The following is a 25,884-nucleotide window of genomic DNA, read 5'->3' on the forward strand; positions in this document are numbered from 1 at the left end:
AGATTCTAAGCAAATCTTTAATACCTGTTGAATATACTGTCATATAACACCCTCCTCACTTTTTATATTTAAAACTTAATAACTTATGATAATAAATAGATATATGTTATTAAAGTTTTAGACATGAATTATATAATGGCATTTTAATGTTTAAAAAATAAATTTATTACAATTTATGTAAGAGAACCTGATTTGTTTATCACAATCAAATTCTCTTACATATACGTTCTATTATTTAGATAACCAGAATTCTAAATTATATTCTACTCCTTTGTCAAAATATTAAATAAAGTTTCTAGTTTATTTATCGCTTTCATTTGGTTTCTTAATTTATATTAAGTTTATCATAGTTCCTAAAAAAATAAATAGAAATCGGTTACAATGCAACCGAAAGAGAAAAACACACTAAATCTAATATTTCTTTATATACAAACAAGCATCTATTATAGGGAAATAATAAATAATTGCATCAAATAACACATTATATCCATCTTTTCAAAGTAATACTATCTAAGTTTTTATCAAAAAGTGTATAAATAATATAAAATTACTCTAGATATTTCTAATATAAAAAGAAAACATATCGTTATGATATGCTTTTAATTATTTAACTAAGATACTGCCAGTTTTACAATAAATCCCTTATCTAATGGTAGTTTTTTAATCGAAAATAAATTCACAGTCTCTGCAACACAACCACTATACTCTAAAAATTGCATAAGATCTAGGCTAGCATTTTCCTCTTTTGACACGTGATAGCTTTCTGCAAAGATATTATCCCATTTTTCCCCTATATCTGTTTTCTCATATTCACCATTTATGCCTACAGAAAGATAAGATCTTCCATCCATATTTTCTATCTTTACCTCACATATTGCTTCATCAAGCACCTTTTCTTTAGGCAATGTCTTTTTTAAAACAAGGGTTTGATCATTTTCATTTTCAATCATTAAACTTAATTCTTCAAAATCAGCATGTTGTGCATAAAATACCACCTTAGCATAAAGTTCTTCTTTTTCCAGAATGTAATCTTCGCCTTTCATCGTTCCTTTAATCAAAAATTCAATCTGGTCATTACCCTTTGTACTACAACCGATACAAGACAGTATCAACAATAAAACCATACACAGTTTCACTCGTTTCATCCTCTTTTCCCCCTATTCTCTATATAATAATTATATATGAAAAAACAAAAGAAAGATAGGAAGCAATAAAGACAACAGAGGTTCGTGGTATGAAATAAAAGATTAAATCATATAGTGTAAGGGTGATAAAATGAAAAGACTCTTAAGTTTCTGTCTTATTTTTTGTTGTTGCATTGCTCCTGTCAACGCCACAGAGTATTATGCAAAGAATTATATTGTGATGAATGCAGATACCTTGCAAGTACTAGAAGGCAAAGAAATTCATCAGACCCAAAGTGTCGCAAGCATTTCCAAGATTATGACTGCAATCGTAGCCATTGAAAACTGTGAATTATCTCAAGAAATTGTCCTAAACGAATCCATTTCCAAAGCATACGGTAGTGCCGTCTATATACATATTGGCGATACTATCACCATGCAGGATTTATTGTATGCATTATTGCTTCGTTCAGGAAATGATGCTGCCTTAGCAATTGCTGATCATGTTGGTCAAAGTGTAGAGCAATTTGTAGAAATGATGAATCAAAAGGCGAGAGAAATCGGAATGGATAATACCCATTTCAATAATCCTAGTGGTTTGGATGAAGAGGACGACGGAAACATATCCAGTGTCTATGATATGGCACTGTTAATGTCCTATTGCATCAATAATCCTATCTTCGCAAAAATTGTAGGAACCCAGACATATCGTCGTTTAGATCGCAATGGCAGTTGGACTAACAAGAATAAACTGCTGGCAAATTATGAATACTGTTTAGGCGGAAAAACCGGTTATACAAAAAAAGCAAAACGTACATTAGTTAATGCCGCTCAAAAAGATGGTATTACACTCGTCTGTGTAACATTTAACTGCGGAGATGATTTTGGTTTCCAGGAAAATCTTTTTGAAACATATTTTAATTGTTTCGATCAAATCCTACTTTTTAATAAAGGAACCCATATTATTGATCATTATAAATTCACCTTAGATGAACAATTAACGTTTCCCGCTAAAAAAGATGAGGAAGTGAAAGTCTCTTACACTATTCAGCAAAATAAGATTGATCTGTATGCCAATTCCAAATTAGTCGGTTCTTACTCTTATGAATATTTACGCTCACCATTGCTCGATAAGATTTATGAAGTTTTCAAGCGTTTAATCTATGAATAAGATTTGGTCAGTCTGCATTGTTATCTGTATATGTTACGGTTTATTGACCCATCAGGAAAATACTTTGTTTGCCTTACTTTTCGAGGTACCAAACGATGCTTTGAACATGGCACTCAAACTGACTTTGAACGCCTGCTTTTTCAATGGAATCTTAAATATGGCAAACGGCTGTGGATTATTGGATAAAGTATCCCATTTGATTCAGCCTATCTTAAAACATTTATTTAAAGGGGTTAACCAAGAAACCATGGGATATATCAGTGTTCATCTATTAAGCAATCTTTTTGGGTTGGGAAGTGTAGCGACCATCAGTGGACTAAAAGCCATGCGGCTGCTTAAAGAGGCAACTCCGGATCGGCTGTCAAAAGCGATGATGACCCTCTTTATTCTCAATACTACCGGATTATCTTTCTTTCCTTCAACCGTAGTTGCCTTAAGACAAACCTACGATACTACCCATAGTGCCGACTTTATTCCTTATACGATTATGATCAGTCTACTTGCCTTATCGGTTGGTTTACTGATTATTAACTATAAATATCGTGAATAAAATTATTCTTATTTTTATTGCTTTTATTGTGATCTATGGGACTTATAAAAAAGCAAATTGCTTTGACCTATTTGTTGAAGGAGCGAAAGAAGGATTTACACTTTTTATTCCACTATTCACTGCATTGTTAGCCTTAATGTTTTTTATTAATATGATGATCAAAACCGGACTTGTACAAACCATTTGTCAAATTCCAATCTTTAAACATATGTCGAGCGAATTATTATCTATGATGTTTTTAAGACCCTTTTCTTCCAGTGGTTCTTTATTACTGTTGGATCAGATTTACCAGCAGTATGGATTAAACCATTTCTTTAGTATGGTAGCCACCTTTATTCAGTCTTCTACAGATACTACACTTTATGTTGCCAGTTTATATCTAGGCTCACTGGGGATCAAAAATGACAGCAAAGCAGTAGGTCTAGGATTGTTCTTAGATGCCTTAGCGATCTTGTTTGCTTTTATCATGACAATAATTTTCTTTTAATCTTATCCGTTTTCCTGTATAATGCATTTGGGTGATAAAAATGGAAAGATTACAAAAAGTCATTGCCAAAAGCGGATATTCTTCAAGAAGAAAAGCAGAAGAACTTATCGCAAAAGGAAAAGTGACAGTTAATGGTGAAACCGTCACAGAAATGGGTACAAAAGTGAAAAAAGGCGATGTGATCCAAATTGACGGAAAAACCATCGAATTTGAAAATAAAGTTTATTATGTTTTATACAAACCAAAAGGAATGATCAGTTCAGCAAGTGATGAATTAGGACGTCCATGTGTCGTTGATTTATTTAATGATATTGAAGAACGTGTATATCCTGTAGGACGTTTAGATTATGATTCTACCGGATTATTATTTATGACAAATGATGGGGATTTTGCAAATTTAATCATGCATCCGAGCAGTCATTTAGAAAAAGTATATGATATCACTGTACGTGGCATCGTTACGGGTGAAACACTTCATCAATTAGAAAAAGGAATCTATTTAGATGGTGCCAAAACACTGCCATGTAAAATAAAGATTACAGCTAAAAACATGGAGCATAAAAACACACGTATGTTAATTCGTTTGGTCGAAGGTAAGAATCGTCAGGTTCGTCGTATGTTTGAAGCAGTCGGACATGATCTGATTCGTTTACATCGTGCTGCTTGCGGAGGAATCAACCTTAAAGGAATGAAACCCGGAGAATATCGTATCTTAAAACCACAAGAAGTCAAAGATTTAAGACGATTAGCGGAAGAAGCAAAAGAGAAAAACAAGAATTTCAGACAAAAGAGAGGAAAATAAATCCTCTCTTTTTATATTTTCATTTTCGCTTTAGCAAAACCAATAAGGTCTCCATCATCCATTGGAGTGATAATTAATATTTGATGATTACTTTCAAAATAATACTCCGTGATTGCTGCTTCTTTTTGATAAACTTCTTCTAGTCCCTCTACGTCTACTTTTTGATAATCTATTTTTTCTTTTACTAGTACACGCTCAAATCCTTCTACCTCAATTTCTCTGCTATTCTCTCTGTGATATCTCATATCGTGTTTTAATTGATTAAAGGCATAATCTCCGATTGTACGATAATAAGTATAACGAATCGATTTCCATGTATCCCCTACTTTTTGACTGGCAGAATACTCCACATATTCAGGAACAAACCCAGTTTGACCTTGCTGAATAGTTTCATTGGTAATTTGAATCGGGAAATAATCTTCTACTCGTATTGAATCCACAGTAGTTGAAGGTAATAATACCATTACCCACAAAGCAAGAGAAACAAATAAACACCAAAAGACATATTCACGAATAGGAATAAAAAGAAAGAAGAAAGCCGCTAATAAGAACAATATGACTCGATAACTAAAACCGAAAACCAAAAGAGAAAAAGTTAGAAACAAAATGAAAAACCCAATATAATCCAAGATTGGAATTACCTTGCTTGTCCTTCTCGGCTCCTTTTTAAACAATCTCTTTTTCTTTTTTTCACGTTCATAATAATATTGAACGACCCCCATCATGATGAATAAAATCAATACGCCTACTCTGCTTAAAACATAACCACAGTTTGCCAAACTAAACTGATAAAATCCTGAAGATAAAATCGGCATGATAATTAAAAACAATAACATCCACCAGTTCAATGTCATGGGTTCTTTTTCCAATTTTACATTATCTGCATTTGGTACGGTTTCTGTTTCATAGATTACGTAATCAATAGAAGTTCTCAGTTGTGTTCCAACGATATCCTCCTTCAATTTCATGGGTCTTGGCAGGACCACATAATAATAATGCTTAGGCAACTCATTTTTAAAGATTAAAAACAGTCGTGAAACGTAAAGAATATGATGACCTAATTTTGCTTCATCACTTAAATAATGTGATAAACCTACCGTATCAAAACGGCGAAAACGATTGAGCACAATCATCCTAATCCCCCTCTATATTCAATTTCATTTTAGCAAAACGAATAACTTGTTCGGTTGTATTTGATGAATTGTTTGCAAGAATTAAAATATGATAGCCGGATTGAAAATAATAAAGTTGAACGCCTCCCTCTACTGTTTTCATATATGCTTGTTCAAAAGAATTGTCACTAAGCCGTTCATATGTATCTAATTGAATTGGAGTTTCCTGCTTAATAAATAAATACTCCTCTAACTTATGCAAAACCCATGAAGAGGTCACCTGGTAATAGTCATAGAAAAGCGTTTCTTTAAAATCGTTGATGTTACTTTTAGCTCCTAAATTCTCATATTTAGATACAAATAGGGTTTGATCATCATGGTATATATACCCATTTGGAGTAGATGGGAAATATTCTTTTAACATATTATTTTGGTTTGAATGATCTGGCAGAAACAAGAAAATTGACATACATAAAATAAGAATCATGATATAAAGGGTGGAATGAAAATATATGAAATGAAACAACAAGTAAAGAAAAATGATAAAGATGATATAATAGCTAAAGCCCACAACTATAAAAAAATTGATGAATATGATACTTAAACAAACCAATTTCCCCATATAATCCCATTAGTTTTTATAAAGCTGTTGATGATTGTTTCTTGCTTTTTTTAAAGCTTTTTTTCTGCGCCACAACCAAAAACAATATAAAAGAAAACTAATAATGATCACTGGTAAGGTAATCCTTGCATATAAAGCCCGACGACTTCCAAAAATGAAATTATTTTGAGAAGTATTGATTATAGCAAAAGAACACAAACAAATTATAAAATTTGTTAATGGCGTAACATAAACAGCCTTTGCAAATCGTGACCGTTTACGTAAAGCAATCGAGGTATCTTCTTCCTTTTCAAACGTGTAAATACAATACTCATAAGAAGAAGCAATTCTTTTTCTGTTCACCTTTTCGACAGGTTGATCATCCGATAATAATACGGTAAACCGCAGATCTTTTGGAGCTCCCCTTTTAAATACCAAAAAATCAGAAGTCACGTAGGTAATATGCTTTCCATTTAATGCCTGTTGATGCAAATATTCCGATAACCCCTCTTTATCAAATAAATAGATTGGATTTAATTCAATCACTGCTCTCCCCTCCTTCTTGTAACCCCTTTCTTTATTTTATCATATCATAATTCACATAATAAAAATAGTAGGCAAAGGGATTGACAAGAAAAAGAAATTAACATACACTATAGATGAAAAGAACGTCTTCAGGGCAGGGTGAAATTCCCGACCGGCGGTAAAGTCCGCGAGCTGTTTACAGCATGAATTGGTGCAATTCCAATACCGATAGTACAGTCTAGATGGAAGAGAGACATTTTTTTGATATTCAAAAATGCCCTTTTATCGTGAAGATTAGTATTTTCACGATATTTTTTATATATAAGGGAGGAATATTTGTGAAAAGTACTAAAACAAGAAAAATGGTGATGATAGCGATTTTATCCGCTTTAGGGATGATTCTCAACTTAATTGAGATTCCCTATCCGTTTGCACCATGGCTGAATTTTGATCTTTCAGAGATTGTGGTATTGTCTGCCGTTTCAACTATGGGAGTCGTTCCAGCTGTTTTTGTATGTATCTGTAAGTTTTTGGCGTCTGTTTTATTTAAAGGACCGGTAGGTCCGATTGCTATCGGTCAGATTACGTCACTGATTGCCAGTTTAAGTATCTGTATGATGTATTACCTATTAAAGAAGGTTTTGCATTTTAAAAAGTCATGGGTAAATTATGCCGTGAATATGTTTTTAACGATGCTGACATTTGCTTTTATTATGTATATCATCAATTATTTATTCGTTACTCCGACTTATTTGATGAATAAGCCGACTTGGTATACACAACTGCCTTTTAATGTAGATATCATGGCATTTAATAGTCAGTATGGTTCCAACATTGCGATACCGTCGATACTGAACTTCTTATCTCCATATGCACAGGCAATCTTTATTATTTATTTCCCATTCAATTTCTTAAAGGGCATTATCTGTGCTGTTGTCTATAGTTTTGTAAGACCAATAGAAAAGAATTATACATTAGAATAAAACAATCCCCGTTCATGAACGGGGATATTTTTAAATATTAAAGTATTTTTTAAACGCTTTGGCAATGCCGTCTTGATCCACTGTATCCGTAATATCATCCGCAACTGCTTTGATTTCATCTAATCCGTTGCCCATTGCAATACCATGACCAACAAGCTGAAGCATTTCTTTATCGTTAATGCCATCTCCAAAAGCGTAGGTATTTTCTCTTGGAATACCTAATTTTTCAAACATGAATTGGCATGCCGGACCTTTGGTAAAGCCTTTCCTATAGACATCCATACGAATCAGTCCAGTATAATAAGGTACCATCGTAAATTCTTCTTTCAATTCATTATAGCAGGCCTTTAACTGTTCCACTGTTTCAAATAACACACAACACGATATTGCCTTTACATCAGCCGCTGTAAATGTTTCGATTTGATCTGTTGGACGTGTACGTGTTCCAGAAAACATCTCCCGATGATCGATCACCATAGGATCATCTAAATATTCACACCATGTCTGCTCATGTCCGCAGAACATACTTTTTCCACCATGTTTTTTATAAGCCGCTATTTGTTTGGCAATATCTTCTTTTGAAAAAAGATCATCCAACCATACTTCTTTATTAAAAAGAATATAATGTCCATCATTAAAGATATAACCGTCAAAATCAATATCTTGTACACTGCCCGGTGCGCTTCCACGTGCTGTGGCAACTACAATATAATTTCCTTGCTGCTTAAACGTATTTAAAACTCGCATTGTTTCACTGCTTGGATGCAGCATGCCATTAGGAACATTCACCATTGTTCCATCTATATCAAAAAAAGCAATTTTCTTATCCATCTCTTTTCCCTTTCATTAAAACAAACTGATATTTTGAATATCTTCTACGGCAATCTGAGCTAAGCTGATTGATTTTAAATACGCATAAAGCTCCTTATCCAAACGTTCATATACCCGTTTATTAATAATGTCATTGAGAACATCATGTTTTTTATTCCCTCCCACATGAATTTCACGATCCAGCATTTCCATAATATCAACAATGCTGATTTCATTTGGGTCGGCAATCAAACGATATCCGCCTTTAGCCCCTTTTACACTTTCAATAATGCCCGCTTTCTTAAATTCCGCAAAAATATTTTCTAAGTAATTTTGTGAAAGTTCCTGCTCACTTGCAATGACACTAATTGAGATAATCTCACCTTTCTCTTGAGCCAAAGCTATAAGTGAACGCAATCCATATCGTACTTTTGTTGATAATCTCATAACTGTCTCCTGTATTCGTCCGCTAAAGACTGAATCGTTACATCTTCTAAAACCAGCTTCATATGATCATACATTTTTTCCCACACCGGTTTGCTTTTACAAATAGCTTCTCGTTTGCATTGAACCGAGTGAATACATCTTACCGGTTCTAAACTTCCCGTTAAACACTCCAAGACTCTTAATACAGTCAAATCTTTAGGTTCTATCAAGAAGTGATATCCGCCGTATTTTCCTCGACTGCTTTGAATGATACCCCCCTTTTTAAGTAAAGAGAATATCTGTTCCAAATATTTTTCTGAAATATTTCTTTGTGTTGCAATGGTATTAATTGAAAATTGTGTATTTTCAGGACAACTTGCCATATACACAAGTGCCTCTAAGCCATATTGCCCTTTAGTTCCTATCTCCATAAAAAGTCTCCTTTAGATATATTCTAAAGGAAACCCTTTACAATTACAAGATTCGCCTTTCTTTTTTACAAAATTGAAAATAATAACCGTATTATCATTCGTTTTAACCTTTTAGGTTTATTAGTGATTTTTCTCTATAGTCGATCTTCACTAATCACAACTGCCGGGCATTCCGGCTGTCCGATAAGAGATTGATCAGCACCTTTAAGCGGACAGATTCGGGCAATATATTGAGGAAATAACATATTCTCAAATGGAATACCCGAAGCATAATCCAATTCTTTTGCACAGCGAATAAAGCTGTCCAAGATGGCATAGTCCAAAGCTTCGGCATGATGACTGATACATAATTTTTTACAAGCAAATGTTTTTGCCTTTTCCAGTGTCTCTAAATAAACCGATAAAGGCTGGGCGTCAGGTAAAAACAACCAGACAAACGGATTCATTGCATCACCGGCATAAAACCATTGTTCTTCTTCATAGATTAGCCCGATACTTCCGGCAGTATGTCCGGGTACTTCTTTAACAGTTAAGGTTATACCGCCTAAGTCAAACTGATCGCCTTCATTTATTTCTATGGTATCTTTTATTGGTGCATGAATATAGTATTCCTCATCAAAGTCACTTGGCAGACCTTCTTCAGTATTTTTTACACGTTCGATATTGTCTCTTCTGGCATCTTTACTATTGAAATATTCATAAGATGATTTATCTTTTAAATGCATATAGACAGGACAATCTTTAAACTGAAAATTACCGCAGGCATGATCTAAATGACCATGACTATTGACTACAATCAAAGGTTTGTCTGTGAGTGTTTCTACAGTATGACGCAGATTACCAAAACCATAACCGGTATCCCACAACAGTGCCTGTTTACTGCCGACAAATAAATCCATGAAAACGCCCTCTGCACTGCCGATATGATAAACGCCTTCTTTTACTTGAATGATATTATAATAGTCGTTACTTGTTTTCATCCTTATTCTCTCCTGCATCTTTTTCTTGGTTAGCTAATATTTCTTTTAGACTAAGAGTGGTGTGTCCATCTCTACCAATAACGCTTTCTCCATGAACCAAAGAAGAAAAGATCGCTTCTTCACATGCATCGATGGCTGCACGGAAAACTTTATCTATTTTACTTTCATGCAATGTTTTAACATTCATGATTTCCTCCTTTGCATAATGAGGAAAAGTATTAGCAGTCGAAAAAGCGATGGCAATATCTCCACTGCCGTTTCCCATATAAGAACCTAAACGTCCTAAAGAAATCGGCATACGACGGCAGACACGTTTTAACTGTCGGGCATCCAATGGAACATCTGTAGCAAGAATCATCATAATGGAACCCTTTTCTACTGTTTCCATCTCTTCTGCCTTTAAATCATGGTACGTAAAATCTTGCTTCAAGCCAAAATTTGTTAGGACTAAGCTGCCAATATGATATTCTTTTTCATCCAGTGTGATGATACGAGAAGCAGAACCGATGCCGCCTTTTGCCCCAAAGCAAGTCATTCCGCGTCCTGCCCCTACTGCTCCTTCTTCAAAATCTTCCTTTGCATGTTCAAAGGCTTCAAAAACATGTTCTTCTTTTATATGACATCCGCGAATATCATTTAGATGTCCGTCATTACATTCTCCCACAACAACATTAATTGTTCCGGTAGTTGTGCCAATATCTTCATTATCTTTCAGCATCAGTTTTACCAATGCCTGAGCAACTGTTCCGACACTTAGCGTGTTCGTTAAAGCAATCGGACTTTCCAGTGTTCCTAGTTCATCAAGCTGAACTAATCCGGTACTCTTGCCAAAACCATTGATCACTTGACTCGCTCCAGCATATTTATTTTGAAAAATATTATCTGTACGTGGCAAAACGATGGTTACCCCTGTTTGAATAGCATGATTAGATAAGGTGACATGACCCACCTTTATTCCCGGAACATCCGTAATCAGATTTCTTTTACCCCGCATTAAATTTGTTTTATATAATAAAGTTCCCATTAATATCCTCCTTTTTGACATTATATAATAATAAAAAAGAAAAGGATACAGTTTATTCTGCATCCCCATTCAGTAAGGTTAAATGATCAATAATTTCATTAAAACTAATGGCGATATTCAGCCCATGATCTCCGATTCTTTCAAAATCAGTCAATGTTTCCGTATAGAAAGCACTATGTTCCGGTGTACACTTTTTATCTTTTAAACGAATCAGCTGATTCAATGAAAATTGTTTATTCGCATCATCAATCTTATTTTCATAAACATCTACTTTTTCAATTATACCGACCAATTCTTTACGGTCTTTTACATTCAACTCTTCAAGCAGTTTTGTTGTTAATTCACACATCTGATGGATTTCTTCGATCGCCTCAGATGAGAAATGCTCATTATTGCTGTGAAGTTTCAATGAACGGCTGGAAATATTAACGGCATGATCACCAATTCTTTCTAAATCCCCTGCTGCTTTTAAGAATAAGCCAATTGTTTTGCTTTCCTCAACCGGAAATTCAATGGATATCGCATTGGTTGTATAAGTGATGATTTCTTTATTTAAATAATCGATATATTCTTCATCTTCCAATAACTTTTTATAGGTTTTTTCATCAAATTTCTCAATCAGATCAAATGAACGTTTCACATTGATTGTGACATAGGCCAGCATGTTTTCTATCTCTTTAAACAGCTGTGTAATAATAATGGCACTGGTTCCAATGTGGAAATCATTATTAAATACTTTGTAATCCAAGAACTTTGTTTCCATCTTATCTTCCATTCCTGCTTTTTCAGGCAAAATCTTATAAGTCATATTAACAAGCTTATACCCAAACGGCAGTAAAAGAACAGTGGTGACAATATTGAAAACAGTATGTACGTTGGCAATCTGTGCAGGAACATTTCCCGGAGTGACAGAGGCCATGAAACTAGCAAATGGAGTCACCATACTGATTATCACAAAGATAACCGTTCCAATAATATTAAAAGATAAGTGGATCAACGTCGCACGTTTGGCATTACGGTTCGTTCCAATAGAAGCGATGACCGCTGTAATACAAGTTCCGATATTTTGTCCAAATAATACGAAAATAGCGTTGGGCAAGGTAATAATCCCACTTAATGCGAGTGCCTGCAAAATACCGACAGAAGCACTCGAAGATTGAATCACAGCAGTAAATAGTGCTCCAACCGCAATACCAATCAACGGATTTTGAAAATTAGAAATCATGCTGATAAACTGCTGTGATTCCCTTAATGGGGACATGGCATTGGTCATCAGTTCCATTCCCATAAATAAAATTCCAAGTCCGGCAATAATCTGACCAAAAGCATCTGCTTTTTTATTTTTCACAAAAGTAACTAAAGCCACACCGCCAAAAGCAATAACGGGTGCAATTGCCGTAATATCCAAAGCAATCAGTTGTCCCGTAATCGTGGTTCCGATATTGGCTCCCATAATGACCCAAACTGCATTTTTCAAAGTCATCAGTCCGGCATTGACAAAACCTACGACCATGACCGTTGTCGCTGATGAAGACTGAATGATTGCGGTGATCAATGCACCTACGCCAACCCCTAAAAAGCGATTAGACGTTAATTTTTCCAAGATCGATTTCATTTTATTTCCGGCTGCGATTTCTAAACCGCTGGACATCATATGCATGCCATAAAGGAATAATGCCAGTCCGCCTAACAAAGTAAAAATATCCGTTATTTTCATTAATTCCACCTCATAACACAACTTTAACATAAATAAATACTGAAATAAATATACGTAACATAAACTTAACGTATAATTAACAAAACTCTGCCGATACCTAAAATGAGGTGTTTTTTATGATTTGGATCTACTTGTTTTTAGGTATTGGCGCTTTTATTTTAGTGTTGTTTATCTTTTGTGCATTGAAGCTAAATCAACAGGAAGAAGAAAAAATAAGCCACCATCGGTGACTTATTTTACTTCGATTAAATGTAGGAAATTTGTTGCTCCGCTGATTCCCGGTGTTCCTCCGGTCACAATGATCGTTTCTCCAGACTTAACGCCATTTTCTTTAGCAATCACTTCGGCTAAGTTCAGCATTGCTTCGCTGCTTTTCATCGATTTGCAATAAGCCGGAATAACTCCCCAATTTAAAGCAAGCTTCTGCATAGCATCTAAATCCGGTGTCGCTGCAATCAGCTGACATTCCGGACGATAACGTGACATTTTGCGGGCTGTAAATCCTGATTTTGTAAAGGCAATAATTGCTTTCACATCAAACTGCATCGCTAGTTCGGCTACAGATAAACAGATCGCTTCTGATTTGTCCGCAGGCGCTGTACGTAAAGCACGACGATGTAAATGTCCATAGTCTAAATTATCTTCTGTCGTACGTGCAATTCTTGCCATCATTGCCACTGCTTCTACCGGATATTTTCCAGAAGCGGATTCTCCTGACAGCATGATACAGTCTGTTCCATCATGAATGGCATTTGCCACATCAGATACTTCTGCACGAGTCGGTCTGGGATTTAACTGCATACTTTCTAACATTTGTGTGGCAGTGATGACGATTTTTCCTACTGCATTACATTTTTTGATTAATTTCTTTTGTACAACCGGAACTAAATCTCCGGGAATTTCAACACCTAAGTCCCCACGAGCTACCATGATTCCATCTACCACTTCAAGGATCTCCTCCATATTTTCGACCCCTTCTTGGTTTTCGATCTTGGCAATGATTTGAATTTCCGGACAGTCATGTTCCACTAATAATCTTCTGACATCTAGGACATCTTGTGCACGGCGAACAAATGAAGCGGCAATGAAATCCACTTTATTTTCACACCCGAAGATAATATCCGAAATATCTTTTTCTGATAAATAATCAAATCCCAATTTAATTCCGGGAACATTGATACCACGTTTATTTTTTAGGATTCCGTCATTTAAACATGTACAGAAGATATCACGATCTTTAATGCTGTCTACTAACAAATCCATTTGACCATCATTCACTAAGATGTGATCCCCCGCTTTCACATCCATATAAAGATTTTTATACGTAATAGAGAAACGTTCTTTATTTCCTAATACATCCTCATAACATACAACAACTTGATCGCCCTTTACAATTTCAATCTGTCCGTTTTCAAAATCTCCGGTACGGATTTCCGGACCTTTTGTATCTAATAAAATAGCGACATTCGTTCCTAAGCTGTCATTGATCTTTCTCATCATTTGAATCTTTTCTAAATGATCCGGATGAGTCCCATGGGAAAAGTTAAGACGCATACAATTCATTCCGGCTTTTACCATGGCGGTCAATGTTTCTTCTGTTGAAGAAGCGGGACCGATCGTACAAATTACTTTTGTTTTCTTTGGTGTTAATTCTGCCATTTCATATCCTCCTACTATCATGATACCTCTATTTTACATCAAATAATCATAAATTAAAATAAAAATTATATAGAAAAAAGACAACCTTTCGGCTATCCCTGTGATTCATTAGGTTTATCCTCTTCTTCGCGATATTTAGCGTCAAACAAATCTTCTTCCATGCTGGTTTGCGCAATATTCTGCAGATCCGGCAGCTCATCTAACGAAGCAAGATTAAAGGCATCCATGAATTCTTCACTGACACCATATAAAATAGGTTTCCCCGGTGTATCTTCACGCCCCACTTCTTTAATGAGGGCTTTTGCCTGCAGTTTTCGGACCATTGCATCACTGCTGACTCCACGAATCTCTTCGATCTTAGTTCTTGTCACCGGCTGATTATAGGCAATGATCGCCAATGTTTCCAAAGCAGCATTGGATAAGCTGGCTTCTGCTTGGCTGACCATCTTCTCAAAATAAGGTTTAAACTGAGTTTTGGTCGCTAATTTATATTTTCCGCCCAAATAGACGATCATCAAGCCCTTTTGTTCATCTTGATCGAATTGTTCCATCATTTCCTGCATCAGCGCTTCAGTTTCTTTTACCGGTAATTCTAGGATCGCTGCCATCTCTTTAACCCCACAGCCTTCGTCCCCGGTTAAAAACAAAACTCCTTCAATAACCGCTTTATATGTATTTATGTTCATTCTATAGCCTCCAAAAATATTTGATCAAACTGTTTTTCTTGTGTAATTGCCAATTCTTTTTTGTTCGCTAAAGTTAGAATCGCTAAAAAAGTAACGACAAAATAATGACGTGTCGGGTGATCAAATAATTCTTCAAAATTAACTTTACGATGATTTTTAAAATAATGGCGGATTTCATCGCAGCGATCGTCAATCGATATTTCTTTCTTGCCAACCGATGTAATCAAAGGGGAAGACAAAATCTTCCGCTGATACATTTTCTGCATCGCTTTCATCAAATCGTAAATCTGTAAATTATCGGGTATCAGATTAGCAGTATCTATCGCATATTCTTCCATAGAACTGCTTGATTTGATGTAGAATTGCTGACGGGATTCATAATGTTCTTTAAAATTCTCAACAACATCTTTATACTTTTTATATTCGATCAAACGTTTGATCAATGCCTCACGAGGATCTTCCTCATAATCCTCATTGATTTTAACCACTTCAATAGGGAGCAGCATTTTACTTTTCAGTTCGATCAGAGAACTTGCCATAACCAAATACTCACTTGCTACTTCTAAATTAACAGCTTGATATTGATGGAGATAATCTAAGTATTGGTCTGTTATCTTTGAAAGTTCTAAGTTTTCTAAATCCATTTCTTTTTCTTTGATCAAGTGCAGTAAAAGGTCTAAAGGTCCGACAAATTGATCAAGCGATACGCGATATTCTTCCATATTCCACCTCTAATTTATGATTTTATCATATTTCCATATAAAAAACTACATAATAAAAAGCGAAATGAATGTCACTTCGCTTTGCTTGATTTTGGTTTACGTATAAAAAAGTACAGTACTTTCTTAGGATCAAAGGGAACAAAAGGATAAAGGTAATCATAGCCGAAAATGTGCAGATGCATTAGGTAAAGAATCAATACAAAGTTATATAAGACAAACCCAACGTTATGGAATATCCAAATCGCAAGGATCATTCCCAACTTAATATATTTATTCGCCAGCGAAAGTTCATAGTTTGGGGTGGCAAAACCCCCGACATTACTGATGGCGCTGTACAAGAGAATTTCCGGTATAAATAATCCCATATCGATTGCCATTTCTCCTAACAAGACGGCGGCGATAATCCCCATGGCACTGGAGAGTCCGGTCGGGGTATGAATCGTTGCAATACGCAAGAGTTCGATGGCAATCTCCACCACAAATAACTGCATTAATAAATGATTAAATTCCAAATCATGAACACCGGCAAACAAAAAGATACCTTTATTGCCATTCATCAAAGTAAGCAGCCAAAACGGAACCAAATACACTGAAAGAAACACCGCTAACAGGCGCACTAAACGGATCATCGTACCAATAATCGGTACTTGGCGATGTTCTTCGACATGCTCTAAAATCTCAGATAAAGAGGTTGGCAGCATCATGACCGAGGCTGACGTGTCGGTAATAATCGCAAAGTTTCCTTTTGTCAAATGAGTAGAAACGATATCCGGTCTTTCACTATAGCGAACTAACGGATAAGGATTATAGACCTGATGAATAAGCAGTTCTTCTAAGGCACGATCAGACATCACTAAATCTTTCGTCGATACATTTTTTAAGCGTTCCAAAATATCAGCCTTGATCGTCGGATCACATATTTCATCTATATAACATAAACATACATCGATCGGTGCTAAAGACCCAATCGTGATGATTTCAAAGGTTAGGGACGGATTACGGATGCGGCGGCGAATCAGTCCTGTATTCGTTAACAGCTGTTCCACAAATCCGTCTTTTGCTCCACGCACGCTTTTTTCCGTTTCCGGTTCGTTAATCGAGCGGCTTGGGTATTTTCTTACTTCTAAAACATAATATTGCTTTTCTACTTCAATAATGGCATTGCCGGATAATAAGGAAAGATCCAACGTGCTTAAATCCGTTACTTTTTTAACATTGCCATTAAAGAGATTTCCATCCAATTCTTTTGGATCTTTAATTAATTCGATACCGGCACAAAGCATTGTGATCTGATCATCACTGACGAGGCTGGTAATAAATTCAATAGTATAGACATGCTTTCCTGATTGAATGATGCGCTTGGAATAATCGTAGGATTGATTCATGAGCGTGGTTTAAAGATAATCGCGACAATAAAACCAAATAAAATCGCTGTTGTAATACCGGCGGCGGTCAGATCAAACATTCCCATCGTCAATCCAAGCAGTCCATACTCAGAGACCTTTTCTAAAGCCCCATGCATCAATGAATGACCAAAACTGGTAATCGGCAGCATGGCTCCGGCATGGAAAATTCCTATCAAACGATCATAAATATGAAATAAATCCAAGAACGAACCAATACAAACAAATAAACTGGTAATGTGTCCCGGGGTCCATGAAGTAAATTCATAAATCAGCTGGGCGATGACACAGATGGCACCACAAAACACAAAGGCAAGTACATAATCCATTAGTCACACACCTCCAAACTAATTGCATGTGCAATTGAAGGGACACTTTCTTTTTGCATGATCGTGATTGGAGACATCAACGCTCCGGTAGCGACGATCAATACTTTTTTCCATTTCTTTTGTCGCAGCTGATCCATAATATAACCATAAGTCACCAAAGCACTGCAGGCACATCCGCTTCCGCCTAAAAAGACATCTTGCTTTTCTATATCATAAAGCAGTGTTCCACAGTCATTATAATGATTGACTTCCATATTGTCTTCTTCAAACATCTTAGTTAAAATCTTTTTACCGTAATCAGATAAATCTCCGGTCACGATCAAATCATAGCTGTTAAAATCACGATTGGTATCAGTAAAATGCTGTTTCAAAGTATCATACGCTGCCGGTGCCATCGCACGCCCCATATCATTGACATTAGTTTGCTTAAAATCAATCACTTTTCCAAAAGTAACAGCTTCAATACGAATATCTGACGGCTCATTAGATAGTAAGATTGCTCCTGCTCCGGTAGCTGTATAAGTCGTTGTTTCCGGTTTTTGAATACCATATTCAAGCGGGTAACGATACTGTCGCTCTGCTGTCGCATTATGAGAAGAAACAAATGCTAAAACAGAAGAAAAATAATTAGATTCGATCAGCATACTGCTCACTCCCATGCTTAAACAAGAAGATGAACAAGCCCCATAGATGCCTATATAAGGAACAGGATATTGGGCTGCTGTGTATGAAGTTGCTGTAATCTGATTGGTCAGATCACCACCTAGAATCAGATCAATATCATTCGGTTTTTTCTTTGCTTTTTGCAGACAGCTGTTTATCGCTACTTTCTGCATTTCTCTTTCCCCTTTTTCAAAGGTCTTCTGGTGACAATATAAATCATCGAAGTAAACATCAAAATAACTTCCTAACGGTCCCGTATGTTCCATCGGTCCGGCACAGGTTCCGGTACTTTGAACATAGACGTTATGAAAAAAATGAGTGCTAGATTTTGAAGACATAACGAATCACCCCAAAAATAAATGAAGATACAATTCCATATGTAATGACACTTCCGCCATATTTAAAAATATTAGAACCGATCCCTTGAATTAATCCCTCGCTCTTGCTTTCTAAAGCAGCACTGCTCATCGCATTTGCGAACCCTGTGATTGGAATAAACGTTCCTGCTCCTGCATGTTTGGCAATCTTATCAAAAACACCTAGTCCGGTTAATAAACATGTAATAAATACGATGGTAATGATCATCGGTGCCGATGCCTTTTCTTGTCCGACATTCAGAAGTTCCATATAAAACTCTAATAAGAATTGACCGATCACAGCAATCACTCCACCAAAAATAAACGCATTGATGCAGTTTTTCACAATACCGCTTTTTGGTTTGCAGCTGTCGGCAATCTTGTTGTATTTTGTTTCATCCATTTTTTATCACCTCAATGATAGTATGTATAAAGATGTCGATTATATGCAAAAAGAAAAAGATTTGAGAAACTCAAACCTTTTCATTCGCATCAAACAGCTCTTCATAAATTTTCGTTAAAAAATTAGGTTGATGACGATGATAAGAATGGTAAATACCTAATGTAATCAACAGCCCGCCGACAAACGCACACAGCATATCGGTCATACTGTCATGAATTCCTGTTGAATAGTGATTGATACAATCATAATTAAAAAAGACCAGCATCGCATATTCGTAAAATTCCCATAATACAGCAATCGCTAAATTAAAGGCATTAATAAAGATGATCATGACATAAGCATCTTCTTTTCCCTCAACACGACGGATTTTTTTTAAAACACAAAATAAAATATATCCTGCCATCGTCAGCAACAACCCACTGCCAAAATGAACAACCTTATCGTAATAAGGCTGATTATAACCTCCTAATGTACTCCCGACAATCGCCGCAAAGAAACAAAATAATAAATTTAAGATCATAATTCTTTCTGTTATTTTGATATGTAGGAGTTTGAATACGATCGGCACAATAAATGGCACAAGACAAGAGACGGGAACTAACCAAAGTTCCGTATGCCCGTTTAAATTGTAATAAACGGAATAGGCTAATCCAGCAATATAAAAAAGGATGGTTGCTGTCAGCCAAAATGATTTTCTTTTTTTCATATTACACCTCAATGCTATTATTATATGCCCCATTTAAATAGATTACCACGGATATACTAAATTAATTTCATTTCTTTAAAGTGCTTTTCGATCGCTTTGATGACACCACCTTCTTCATTCGATAACGTTTCATAACGGGCGGCAGCTTTAACCCTGTCCGTCCCATTTTTCATAGCATAACTATAAAAACAATGCTTCAGCATCTCAATATCATTATCTCCGTCACCAAAAGCCATGCATTCTTCTGGTAAAATTCCATATCGGTCACAGATTCGTTGAATGCCGCTGGCTTTATGATAATCTTGAACAATAAGATCAATACATCCATGCCCACTAGTTACAGGTCTGATTTTCCCCTTCATTTCTTTATCTAATGCCTCGGTCAATGAATATGTTTTTTCCACTGGACAAGTTAAAGCAATTTTTAAGAACTGATCTTCGACACTATAAAAATCATCTACTTTCTTTAAACGGTGCAAGTAAAGCTGCATCCATTTGTATAGTTCATCCGGAATCTCACTTGATATATATGCACTGTTTAATCCACATAAAATCTTTTCGATTTCCGGGTAGTGTTCAAGGATATTTAAAATGTGGTGAATTTCCTTTTTAGGAATATCCGCCGAAAACAGGACTTCTTGCCGGTCAATCACCAAAGCTCCGTTTTCTGCCACATAAATCAGTTCATCTTGATAGTCTTCAAAAAAAGATTTCAACTGATAATATTGATTTCCACTGGCAACAACAAATTTAATATCCTGTTCTTTCATGATTTGATATAATTCACGAAAACGCTTGCGATCGTATTCCAAATGGTGATTTAAAAAGGTCCCATCCATATCTACTGCAATAAGTCTAATCATTTTTCATCCTCCTTATGCTTAGAATCCTATCACATTGATATAAGAATGAACAATAAATTCCATATTCTGAAAGCAAAAAAAGCTTGATTTTCTCAAGCTTCAATATCAAATTCTTCTTTCAAAACATGACGCAACTGTTCTAGCGGTAATCCGACGATCGTATCGAAATCTCCGATATAATGATCAACCAGCATTTCTCCGGCACCTTGAATCGCATAAGCGCCTGCTTTATCTTGCCATTCATTATAACTTAAATACGCTTCTACTTGTTTTTCATCCAAGTGTTTAAAAATCACTTCCGTTTTGCATGTGAAACTGATTCTTTTTTCTCCTTGAAGCAAGGTAACACTGGTATAAACATACTGTGACTTGCCGGAAAACATCAACAGCATCTTTTTAGCCTCTTGATAATCTTTTGGCTTTCCCAATACTTGATCATGAAAGCTAACAATCGTATCTGCTCCAATCACAATGGATTGAGGATGAAGCCGAGCAATCGGCAACGCCTTTTGATATGCCAAGTCTTCCAAACGTAAATCTAAGGGCAGACGATCATCCATTATTTCTTCAATATTTGCACTTTCTACTATAAAAGGAATCCCTAGCTGACTTAACAGTTCATGACGACGAGGTGAAAGAGAAGCCAAGATAATATTATTCATTTGGCTTTACTTCTTCTTTTTTTACCGGTTCTTTCTTTTCAGGCTTAGGCAGCAATGCTTTTGCAGAAACATTGACACGTCCTTTTTCATCAATATCTGTCACCACAACACGGACAGTGTCTCCTAATTTCAAGACATCGGAAGGTGCGGCTACTCGTTCATGGGCAATCTGAGATACGTGAAGCAATCCGTCTGTACCCTCAAACAAGTTAACAAAAGCCCCATATTTTTCTAATCGAACCACTTTAGCTTCATAAATTTCACCTTTTTGGGCTTTCTTTACAATTGCTTCAATTAGTTTTGCCGCTGTATTGATGGCGTTTTGATCCGTATGATAAATCACAACACGTCCATCTTGTTCAATATCGATCTTTACATCATTTGATTTTTCAATGATTTCATTAATCATTTTTCCACCAGGACCAATAACATCTCTGATTTGATCAGGATCGATATGCATCTGGAATACTTTTGGTGCATAAGCCGATAACTGCGGTCTTACTTCACTGATTGCATCCAACATTGTTTTCATGATCTGTTCACGTCCGATCTTTGCTTGTGCCAATGCTTCCTTTAAGATTTCCTGAGTAATCCCATCAATCTTAATATCCATTTGCAAAGCACAGATTCCGTTTGTCGTTCCTGCTACTTTAAAATCCATATCTCCTAAATGATCTTCCATCCCTTGAATATCTGTCAAGATGGTATAATCATCCCCTTTTTTCACAAGTCCCATCGCAATTCCTGCAACAGGGGCAGAAATAGGTACTCCAGCGGTCATTAATGCCATTGTAGAGGCACAGATTGAGGCCTGTGATGATGATCCATTTGACTCTAATACTTCTGATACAACACGAATTGTATATGGGAACTCTTCCTCAGAAGGAATAACTTGAGCTAAAGCTCTTTCCCCTAAAGCTCCATGCCCGATTTCACGTCTGCCCGGAGCACCCATTCGTCCAGTTTCTCCAACCGAATAGGGTGGGAAGTTGTAATGATGCATGAAACGTTTTTGATCTTCTAGTCCTAAACCATCGATTTTTTGATGTTCTCCCATTGCGCCTAATGTACATGCAGATAATACCTGTGTTTCTCCACGAGTAAACAAAGCGGAACCATGAACACGCGGCAGTAAATCTACTTGAGCATCCAATGGACGAATTTCATCTAATTTTCTTCCATCCGGACGAATCTTTTGTTCTGTTATCAAACGTCTTACTTCGTCTTTTTCTAAGTCATGTAAAACGATTCCTACTTGTTTTAAAACAGATTTCTTAATCTCTTCATTGTCAAATTCGCGTGCTTCGAAGTCTGCTTTTACTTCTGCCATCAAATCATCGATAGCTCCGTAACGTTCTAATTTACCAGGCAGGCTGACTGCCGCTTTCATACGGTCATAAGCCATGGCAGTGACTTCATCCACGATTGTCTGATCTAATGTAAACAAAGGAATCTCTTGTTTTGCTTTTCCACATTGCATCACGATTTGTTCTTGGAAAGCAATCAATTCTTTGATTTTTTCATGTCCGAAAGCCAAAGCTTCTAAAATAACTTCTTCGCTAACTTCTTTCGCGTCTGCTTCTACCATGTTGATGGCATCTTTTGTCCCGGCCACTTCTAAGTGAAGCTCACTTTTTTCCATTTCTTCCGGTCCGGCATTAACTGTAAATTCCCCATTGACATAGCCGACAGTGACACCGGCAATCGGTCCATTGAATGGAATATCAGATAAACACAACGCCAAAGACGCCCCAAACATTGCCGCCATTTCCGGTGTTGCATCTTGATCTACAGATAATACAGTGTTAACGATCTGCACTTCGTTTCTGAATCCATCCGCAAATAACGGACGAATCGGGCGATCGATCATTCTCGCTGTTAATGTCCCGTGTTCGCTGGGACGTCCTTCTCGTTTTAAAAATCCTCCCGGGATCTTTCCTACAGAATACAATTTTTCTTCATAAGTTACTGTCAATGGAAAGAAATCAACATCTTTCGGTTCTTTCCCTGCTACAGCTGTTGACAAAATAACGGTATCATTATAACGTACCAAAACAGAACCATTTGCTTGTTTGGCTAGTTCTCCGGTTTCTACTGTTAATTTTTTTCCATAAAAATCTATACTAAATACTTGTTTTGACATCTGCTTTTTCACCTCATTTTTTCTCAAAATACATTATAGCATTTTTATTATGTTAATCCAAATAAAATTGAAATAAATCTTATCATAAAAAAAGACATCGCATGGCGATGTCCTATAAGGATTATCTTCTTAATCCTAATTTTTCGATTAAAGCACCGTATCTTTCGATATCTTTATTTTTAAGATATTTTAATAAATCTCTTCTTCTACCGATTTTCTTTAATAACCCTCTGTTTGAATGATGGTCTTTTTTATGCACTTTGAAGTGAGCGTTTAATTTGTTGATATCAGCAGTTAATACAGCGATTTGTACTTCTGGTGAACCTGTATCTCCTTCTTTAGTTGCATATTCTTTCATGATAGCTGTTTTTTCTTCTCTAGTTAACATTTGTTTTCTCCTTTTTCTTAAACTTAGCGAATGCCAAGGTATCCGTCAGGAACTCAGATATCCTAGCGATTGCCGCAATCAAATTTATACCATAAATTGTTCTTAATGTCAATTATAATAGATAAATATCCTGTTTTATCTTTTTCACATATACCTCAAATGCTTCTTTATCCAAAGCTGTTGGATAACTCATGATTTTCATCGGGATTGTTTGAGACGGATCAAGATAAGAAAGCATGTCATAATCACCGTCATTAAGTATAAGTCCAAGCCGTTCATAAAAGTTAACACGACGTTGTTTCAATTCATTATCTACTTTTTCTACTTCCAATAAGACCAGCTTAGTCTGACGTGCTAAGAAATCCTTCATGACTTTAGAGCCCAAACCTTGACCATGAAATTTAGGATTAATGCCAAGATAATCGATAAAGACGTAATCTTCTAAATCGAAATAGATGAGGAGGCTTTCAATCGTCTCGTCTTGCATAGTGGTCTCAATTTTGCATATCCCTTCATTAATAAACGCTTCCAATTGTTCACGAGGACGGATCTCATTTTCATCAAATAATTCTTTCATTAATGCATACAATGCATCATTCATTCTAACACCCACCTTTTAATTGCTTTTCCAACACCATCTTCATAATACGCTTCTGTCCTATATTTTGCCACTTTTTTGACTTCTTCTTCGCCATTTTCCATGACAACAGAGTTTTCAAACAATTCAAACATACTTAAATCATTGAAACTGTCTCCTAGTACCATTACTTCTTCCTCTTTGATTCCCAACTGTGATGCCGCTTTCAATAATATTTTTCCTTTGGTTGCATCGATATGCGTAATTTCAACATTATCCGGAAATGAAGAAAGATAGGCAACGTTGCCTAATACACTCAATCGTTTTTTTGCTTCTTCGATCTTGCTTGTATCAACGTCAAACGCTTCAATTTTAATAATCTTCTTGGTTGGCAGTAATGACTGATAATCTTTGACTTCTTCCATTCTAAAAATAGAATGTCGTGTTTTCAATCGTTCTTTTACTTCTTCATAGGTTTGTGTTTTATCTTTATGTAAAGAACGCGCAATAAAAGCATCCTGCACATTTTCTACCGCTTCTATCGAATAACGGTTATCAGTCGTATAAATCATGAATTTTATATCCAATGCTTTTAAGATATCAACTACTAAAATTGCTTCTTCTGCTCCTAAATAGCATGAACTGATGATTTCTCCTTTTTCATCGATATACTCTGCTCCGTTCCCTGTGACACAGGCACATTCTATACCGCTCTGCTTTGTAACCGGGATAATATCCGCATAGGCTCTTCCTGACGCAATAACGAAATGAATCCCTCTCTTTTTTGCTTCTTTGATCATTTCCACGTTATAGGGACTAATTCCCCCGTTTCCATCCAGTAACGTGCCATCCATATCGCTCGCTATTAATTTAATCATATTTTAACCCTCCGCTTTTCTAGTTTAACATAGGTTTTGAAAACGCTTCATTTTTTTCTTCTTTAGTAAATAGTGAATAAGTTGAAAGAAATGTCTATTTGTGTTATAACTTTATAAGAAGGAGTGGTTAGATGGCATACGCAAAGGCTCCTAAAGCATCTTTAGGGCAAAAAGTAGTATTTGTTTTAGCAATGGTTTTCACATTTCCATTCTCATTAGTCTATCTGTTATTCTGGCGCGGACGCTGCGTTTATTGTGGTAAACGCATTTTATTCAACAGACATGTCTGTAAGAAATGTCAGCGTAATGCAACAGGAATTGTAGATGATTTTGACGGAAAAATGCAAACCTTCTTTGCTCAAATGGGTTCAGTGGAAGAACTCGATGATATTTTAGGACAATATCAATATATTCTTGATCGTATCGACGGAATCGAGGTTATCTATGATGCCTTGGATGATCAGGCAGACACGGAACGCATGAGACAAACTGTATTTGAATATCTAAAAATGAACTTAGAAACATGGTACAATAATCATGAAGTTCAATTCATAAAAAATGAAGCTTATAAACATGAAGTAGAAACAACGATCAATGAATCTTTCATTGAATTCGAACAGATGAAGGATATCTTAACTCCTTATCTTACTAAATTGGAAGCATTAAGTACTGAAGCATAAAAACTATCCAAGCTAAGCCGGAT

Annotated in this window: 30 protein-coding genes and 1 riboswitch; of the genes, 6 read left to right on the plus strand and 24 right to left on the minus strand. The window is 36.0% G+C overall.

The genetic code is table 11. The features are described from left to right. Window positions 1-611: 611 nt before the first annotated feature. Window positions 612-1,145, minus strand: a complete 534-nt coding sequence (locus BN1225_RS03960; protein WP_041138536.1) for a hypothetical protein — start codon at window positions 1,143-1,145, stop codon at window positions 612-614. A gap of 130 nt (window positions 1,146-1,275) precedes the next feature. Between BN1225_RS03960 and BN1225_RS03965 the strand changes: the two genes are divergently transcribed. From BN1225_RS03965 to BN1225_RS03980, 4 genes are read left to right on the plus strand one after another with little or no spacing between them, the layout of a single operon-like run. Then, window positions 1,276-2,295 (plus strand): D-alanyl-D-alanine carboxypeptidase family protein, encoded by a 1,020-nt coding sequence (locus BN1225_RS03965; protein ID WP_052466322.1) that lies wholly within the window; start codon window positions 1,276-1,278, stop codon window positions 2,293-2,295. Next, window positions 2,288-2,845, plus strand: coding sequence for a hypothetical protein (locus BN1225_RS03970; RefSeq protein WP_041138537.1), 558 nt, complete (start codon window positions 2,288-2,290; stop codon window positions 2,843-2,845). Before BN1225_RS03965 ends, BN1225_RS03970 begins: the two co-directional genes overlap by 8 nt. Further along, complete coding sequence (locus BN1225_RS03975; protein ID WP_041138538.1) at window positions 2,838-3,332, plus strand: hypothetical protein; 495 nt, start codon at window positions 2,838-2,840, stop codon at window positions 3,330-3,332. The genes BN1225_RS03970 and BN1225_RS03975 overlap by 8 nt, the downstream gene beginning before the upstream one ends. A gap of 40 nt (window positions 3,333-3,372) precedes the next feature. Next, window positions 3,373-4,134 carry a pseudouridine synthase gene (locus BN1225_RS03980; protein ID WP_041138539.1) on the plus strand — a complete coding sequence of 254 codons (762 nt, stop codon included), beginning with the start codon at window positions 3,373-3,375 and terminating at the stop codon, window positions 4,132-4,134. Window positions 4,135-4,145: 11 nt separating this feature from the next. Here the strand turns inward: BN1225_RS03980 and BN1225_RS03985 are convergent, their stop codons facing one another. The 3 genes from BN1225_RS03985 to BN1225_RS03995 form a co-directional block, all read right to left on the minus strand. After that, entirely contained in the window at window positions 4,146-5,267 is a 1,122-nt protein-coding gene (locus BN1225_RS03985) for a hypothetical protein (protein WP_041138540.1), read from the minus strand. 1 nt (window position 5,268) lies between these two features. After that, window positions 5,269-5,733, minus strand: coding sequence for a hypothetical protein (locus BN1225_RS03990; protein ID WP_187117530.1), 465 nt, complete (start codon window positions 5,731-5,733; stop codon window positions 5,269-5,271). A gap of 144 nt (window positions 5,734-5,877) precedes the next feature. Next, window positions 5,878-6,393 carry a hypothetical protein gene (locus tag BN1225_RS03995; protein WP_041138542.1) on the minus strand — a complete coding sequence of 172 codons (516 nt, stop codon included), beginning with the start codon at window positions 6,391-6,393 and terminating at the stop codon, window positions 5,878-5,880. Between the two features lie 120 nt (window positions 6,394-6,513). Then, a riboswitch (FMN riboswitch) is annotated at window positions 6,514-6,631 on the plus strand. A 79-nt stretch (window positions 6,632-6,710) separates the two neighbouring features. Here BN1225_RS03995 and BN1225_RS04000 point away from each other — a divergent pair. Next, complete coding sequence (locus BN1225_RS04000) at window positions 6,711-7,355, plus strand: ECF transporter S component (protein WP_041138543.1); 645 nt, start codon at window positions 6,711-6,713, stop codon at window positions 7,353-7,355. A gap of 30 nt (window positions 7,356-7,385) precedes the next feature. On the opposite strand, the gene BN1225_RS04005 is transcribed toward BN1225_RS04000, so the two are convergent. The 20 genes from BN1225_RS04005 to BN1225_RS04100 all read right to left on the minus strand — a co-directional run bounded on the left by BN1225_RS04005 (window position 7,386) and on the right by BN1225_RS04100 (window position 25,181). Further along, a complete protein-coding gene (locus BN1225_RS04005) occupies window positions 7,386-8,186 on the minus strand; it encodes a Cof-type HAD-IIB family hydrolase (RefSeq protein WP_041138544.1) in 801 nt (266 codons plus the stop codon). Window positions 8,187-8,201: 15 nt separating this feature from the next. Then, on the minus strand, window positions 8,202-8,612 hold the full coding sequence (locus BN1225_RS04010) for an RrF2 family transcriptional regulator (RefSeq protein ID WP_041138545.1): 411 nt from the start codon (window positions 8,610-8,612) through the stop codon (window positions 8,202-8,204). Beyond that, window positions 8,609-9,022 carry an RrF2 family transcriptional regulator gene (locus BN1225_RS04015; RefSeq protein ID WP_041138546.1) on the minus strand — a complete coding sequence of 138 codons (414 nt, stop codon included), beginning with the start codon at window positions 9,020-9,022 and terminating at the stop codon, window positions 8,609-8,611. The genes BN1225_RS04010 and BN1225_RS04015 overlap by 4 nt, the downstream gene beginning before the upstream one ends. A 134-nt stretch (window positions 9,023-9,156) precedes the next feature. Next, window positions 9,157-10,002 (minus strand): MBL fold metallo-hydrolase, encoded by an 846-nt coding sequence (locus BN1225_RS04020; RefSeq protein WP_041138547.1) that lies wholly within the window; start codon window positions 10,000-10,002, stop codon window positions 9,157-9,159. After that, complete coding sequence (locus BN1225_RS04025) at window positions 9,989-11,026, minus strand: DmpA family aminopeptidase (protein WP_041138548.1); 1,038 nt, start codon at window positions 11,024-11,026, stop codon at window positions 9,989-9,991. Before BN1225_RS04025 ends, BN1225_RS04020 begins: the two co-directional genes overlap by 14 nt. A 52-nt stretch (window positions 11,027-11,078) precedes the next feature. Next, the gene (locus BN1225_RS04030) at window positions 11,079-12,743 is read right to left on the minus strand and encodes a Na/Pi cotransporter family protein (protein ID WP_041138549.1); all 1,665 of its coding nucleotides are present in this window, start codon (window positions 12,741-12,743) and stop codon (window positions 11,079-11,081) included. 231 nt (window positions 12,744-12,974) lie between these two features. Further along, window positions 12,975-14,402 (minus strand): pyruvate kinase, encoded by a 1,428-nt coding sequence (gene pyk / locus BN1225_RS04035; RefSeq protein WP_041138550.1) that lies wholly within the window; start codon window positions 14,400-14,402, stop codon window positions 12,975-12,977. Between the two features lie 92 nt (window positions 14,403-14,494). Next, window positions 14,495-15,088 (minus strand): SMC-Scp complex subunit ScpB, encoded by a 594-nt coding sequence (gene scpB, locus BN1225_RS04040; protein WP_041138551.1) that lies wholly within the window; start codon window positions 15,086-15,088, stop codon window positions 14,495-14,497. Next, a complete protein-coding gene (locus tag BN1225_RS04045; protein ID WP_041138552.1) occupies window positions 15,085-15,810 on the minus strand; it encodes a segregation/condensation protein A in 726 nt (241 codons plus the stop codon). Before BN1225_RS04045 ends, scpB begins: the two co-directional genes overlap by 4 nt. A gap of 71 nt (window positions 15,811-15,881) precedes the next feature. Further along, window positions 15,882-17,195: a spore germination protein gene (locus BN1225_RS04050; RefSeq protein WP_041138553.1), complete on the minus strand. Its 1,314-nt coding sequence runs from the start codon at window positions 17,193-17,195 to the stop codon at window positions 15,882-15,884. Beyond that, window positions 17,192-17,542 carry a stage V sporulation protein AE gene (gene spoVAE / locus BN1225_RS04055; protein ID WP_041138554.1) on the minus strand — a complete coding sequence of 117 codons (351 nt, stop codon included), beginning with the start codon at window positions 17,540-17,542 and terminating at the stop codon, window positions 17,192-17,194. The genes BN1225_RS04050 and spoVAE overlap by 4 nt, the downstream gene beginning before the upstream one ends. After that, the gene (gene spoVAD / locus BN1225_RS04060; RefSeq protein WP_041138555.1) at window positions 17,542-18,543 is read right to left on the minus strand and encodes a stage V sporulation protein AD; all 1,002 of its coding nucleotides are present in this window, start codon (window positions 18,541-18,543) and stop codon (window positions 17,542-17,544) included. The genes spoVAE and spoVAD overlap by 1 nt, the downstream gene beginning before the upstream one ends. Next, complete coding sequence (spoVAC, locus tag BN1225_RS04065) at window positions 18,527-18,964, minus strand: stage V sporulation protein AC (protein ID WP_041138556.1); 438 nt, start codon at window positions 18,962-18,964, stop codon at window positions 18,527-18,529. Before spoVAC ends, spoVAD begins: the two co-directional genes overlap by 17 nt. A gap of 70 nt (window positions 18,965-19,034) precedes the next feature. After that, entirely contained in the window at window positions 19,035-19,670 is a 636-nt protein-coding gene (locus BN1225_RS04070; RefSeq protein ID WP_041138557.1) for a DUF2238 domain-containing protein, read from the minus strand. A 56-nt stretch (window positions 19,671-19,726) separates the two neighbouring features. Beyond that, a complete protein-coding gene (locus BN1225_RS04075) occupies window positions 19,727-20,533 on the minus strand; it encodes a Cof-type HAD-IIB family hydrolase (RefSeq protein ID WP_041138558.1) in 807 nt (268 codons plus the stop codon). A 92-nt stretch (window positions 20,534-20,625) separates the two neighbouring features. Beyond that, the gene (locus BN1225_RS04080; protein ID WP_041138559.1) at window positions 20,626-21,195 is read right to left on the minus strand and encodes a Maf family protein; all 570 of its coding nucleotides are present in this window, start codon (window positions 21,193-21,195) and stop codon (window positions 20,626-20,628) included. Then, a complete protein-coding gene (gene pnp, locus BN1225_RS04085) occupies window positions 21,188-23,338 on the minus strand; it encodes a polyribonucleotide nucleotidyltransferase (protein ID WP_041138560.1) in 2,151 nt (716 codons plus the stop codon). Before pnp ends, BN1225_RS04080 begins: the two co-directional genes overlap by 8 nt. A gap of 121 nt (window positions 23,339-23,459) precedes the next feature. Next, complete coding sequence (gene rpsO / locus BN1225_RS04090) at window positions 23,460-23,726, minus strand: 30S ribosomal protein S15 (protein ID WP_041138561.1); 267 nt, start codon at window positions 23,724-23,726, stop codon at window positions 23,460-23,462. Between the two features lie 112 nt (window positions 23,727-23,838). Then, window positions 23,839-24,327, minus strand: a complete 489-nt coding sequence (locus tag BN1225_RS04095; protein WP_041138562.1) for a GNAT family N-acetyltransferase — start codon at window positions 24,325-24,327, stop codon at window positions 23,839-23,841. Continuing rightward, the gene (locus BN1225_RS04100) at window positions 24,324-25,181 is read right to left on the minus strand and encodes an HAD family hydrolase (protein WP_041138563.1); all 858 of its coding nucleotides are present in this window, start codon (window positions 25,179-25,181) and stop codon (window positions 24,324-24,326) included. Before BN1225_RS04100 ends, BN1225_RS04095 begins: the two co-directional genes overlap by 4 nt. A gap of 131 nt (window positions 25,182-25,312) precedes the next feature. Between BN1225_RS04100 and BN1225_RS04105 the strand changes: the two genes are divergently transcribed. Beyond that, window positions 25,313-25,861, plus strand: coding sequence for a hypothetical protein (locus tag BN1225_RS04105; protein WP_041138564.1), 549 nt, complete (start codon window positions 25,313-25,315; stop codon window positions 25,859-25,861). Window positions 25,862-25,884: the final 23 nt, after the last annotated feature.

The sequence above is a fragment of the Beduini massiliensis genome, assembly GCF_000829905.1.
GTDB classification, from domain to species: domain Bacteria; phylum Bacillota_I; class Bacilli_A; order Erysipelotrichales; family Coprobacillaceae; genus Beduini; species Beduini massiliensis.

Bases quoted from the DNA above. Each gene is read 5' to 3' on its own strand.
- rpsO (WP_041138561.1), bottom strand. From the start codon at position 23,726: ATGTTAACTAGAGAAGAAAAAACAGCTATCATGAAAGAATATGCAACT.
- spoVAC (WP_041138556.1), bottom strand. From the start codon at position 18,964: ATGGATGAAACAAAATACAACAAGATTGCCGACAGCTGCAAACCAAAA.
- scpB (WP_041138551.1), bottom strand. From the start codon at position 15,088: ATGAACATAAATACATATAAAGCGGTTATTGAAGGAGTTTTGTTTTTA.
- BN1225_RS03985 (WP_041138540.1), bottom strand. From the start codon at position 5,267: ATGATTGTGCTCAATCGTTTTCGCCGTTTTGATACGGTAGGTTTATCA.
- BN1225_RS04015 (WP_041138546.1), bottom strand. From the start codon at position 9,022: ATGGAGATAGGAACTAAAGGGCAATATGGCTTAGAGGCACTTGTGTAT.
- pyk (WP_041138550.1), bottom strand. From the start codon at position 14,402: ATGGCAGAATTAACACCAAAGAAAACAAAAGTAATTTGTACGATCGGT.
- BN1225_RS04010 (WP_041138545.1), bottom strand. From the start codon at position 8,612: ATGAGATTATCAACAAAAGTACGATATGGATTGCGTTCACTTATAGCT.
- spoVAE (WP_041138554.1), bottom strand. From the start codon at position 17,542: ATGGATTATGTACTTGCCTTTGTGTTTTGTGGTGCCATCTGTGTCATC.
- BN1225_RS04105 (WP_041138564.1), top strand. From the start codon at position 25,313: ATGGCATACGCAAAGGCTCCTAAAGCATCTTTAGGGCAAAAAGTAGTA.
- BN1225_RS04050 (WP_041138553.1), bottom strand. From the start codon at position 17,195: ATGAATCAATCCTACGATTATTCCAAGCGCATCATTCAATCAGGAAAG.
- spoVAD (WP_041138555.1), bottom strand. From the start codon at position 18,543: ATGTCTTCAAAATCTAGCACTCATTTTTTTCATAACGTCTATGTTCAA.
- BN1225_RS04025 (WP_041138548.1), bottom strand. From the start codon at position 11,026: ATGGGAACTTTATTATATAAAACAAATTTAATGCGGGGTAAAAGAAAT.
- BN1225_RS04100 (WP_041138563.1), bottom strand. From the start codon at position 25,181: ATGATTAAATTAATAGCGAGCGATATGGATGGCACGTTACTGGATGGA.
- BN1225_RS04070 (WP_041138557.1), bottom strand. From the start codon at position 19,670: ATGAAAAAAAGAAAATCATTTTGGCTGACAGCAACCATCCTTTTTTAT.
- BN1225_RS04075 (WP_041138558.1), bottom strand. From the start codon at position 20,533: ATGATTAGACTTATTGCAGTAGATATGGATGGGACCTTTTTAAATCAC.
- BN1225_RS04005 (WP_041138544.1), bottom strand. From the start codon at position 8,186: ATGGATAAGAAAATTGCTTTTTTTGATATAGATGGAACAATGGTGAAT.
- BN1225_RS03965 (WP_052466322.1), top strand. From the start codon at position 1,276: ATGAAAAGACTCTTAAGTTTCTGTCTTATTTTTTGTTGTTGCATTGCT.
- BN1225_RS03970 (WP_041138537.1), top strand. From the start codon at position 2,288: ATGAATAAGATTTGGTCAGTCTGCATTGTTATCTGTATATGTTACGGT.
- BN1225_RS03960 (WP_041138536.1), bottom strand. From the start codon at position 1,145: ATGAAACGAGTGAAACTGTGTATGGTTTTATTGTTGATACTGTCTTGT.
- BN1225_RS03990 (WP_187117530.1), bottom strand. From the start codon at position 5,733: ATGATTCTTATTTTATGTATGTCAATTTTCTTGTTTCTGCCAGATCAT.
- BN1225_RS04030 (WP_041138549.1), bottom strand. From the start codon at position 12,743: ATGAAAATAACGGATATTTTTACTTTGTTAGGCGGACTGGCATTATTC.
- BN1225_RS04045 (WP_041138552.1), bottom strand. From the start codon at position 15,810: ATGGAAGAATATCGCGTATCGCTTGATCAATTTGTCGGACCTTTAGAC.
- BN1225_RS04095 (WP_041138562.1), bottom strand. From the start codon at position 24,327: ATGAATGATGCATTGTATGCATTAATGAAAGAATTATTTGATGAAAAT.
- BN1225_RS04020 (WP_041138547.1), bottom strand. From the start codon at position 10,002: ATGAAAACAAGTAACGACTATTATAATATCATTCAAGTAAAAGAAGGC.
- BN1225_RS03980 (WP_041138539.1), top strand. From the start codon at position 3,373: ATGGAAAGATTACAAAAAGTCATTGCCAAAAGCGGATATTCTTCAAGA.
- BN1225_RS04080 (WP_041138559.1), bottom strand. From the start codon at position 21,195: ATGAATAATATTATCTTGGCTTCTCTTTCACCTCGTCGTCATGAACTG.
- pnp (WP_041138560.1), bottom strand. From the start codon at position 23,338: ATGTCAAAACAAGTATTTAGTATAGATTTTTATGGAAAAAAATTAACA.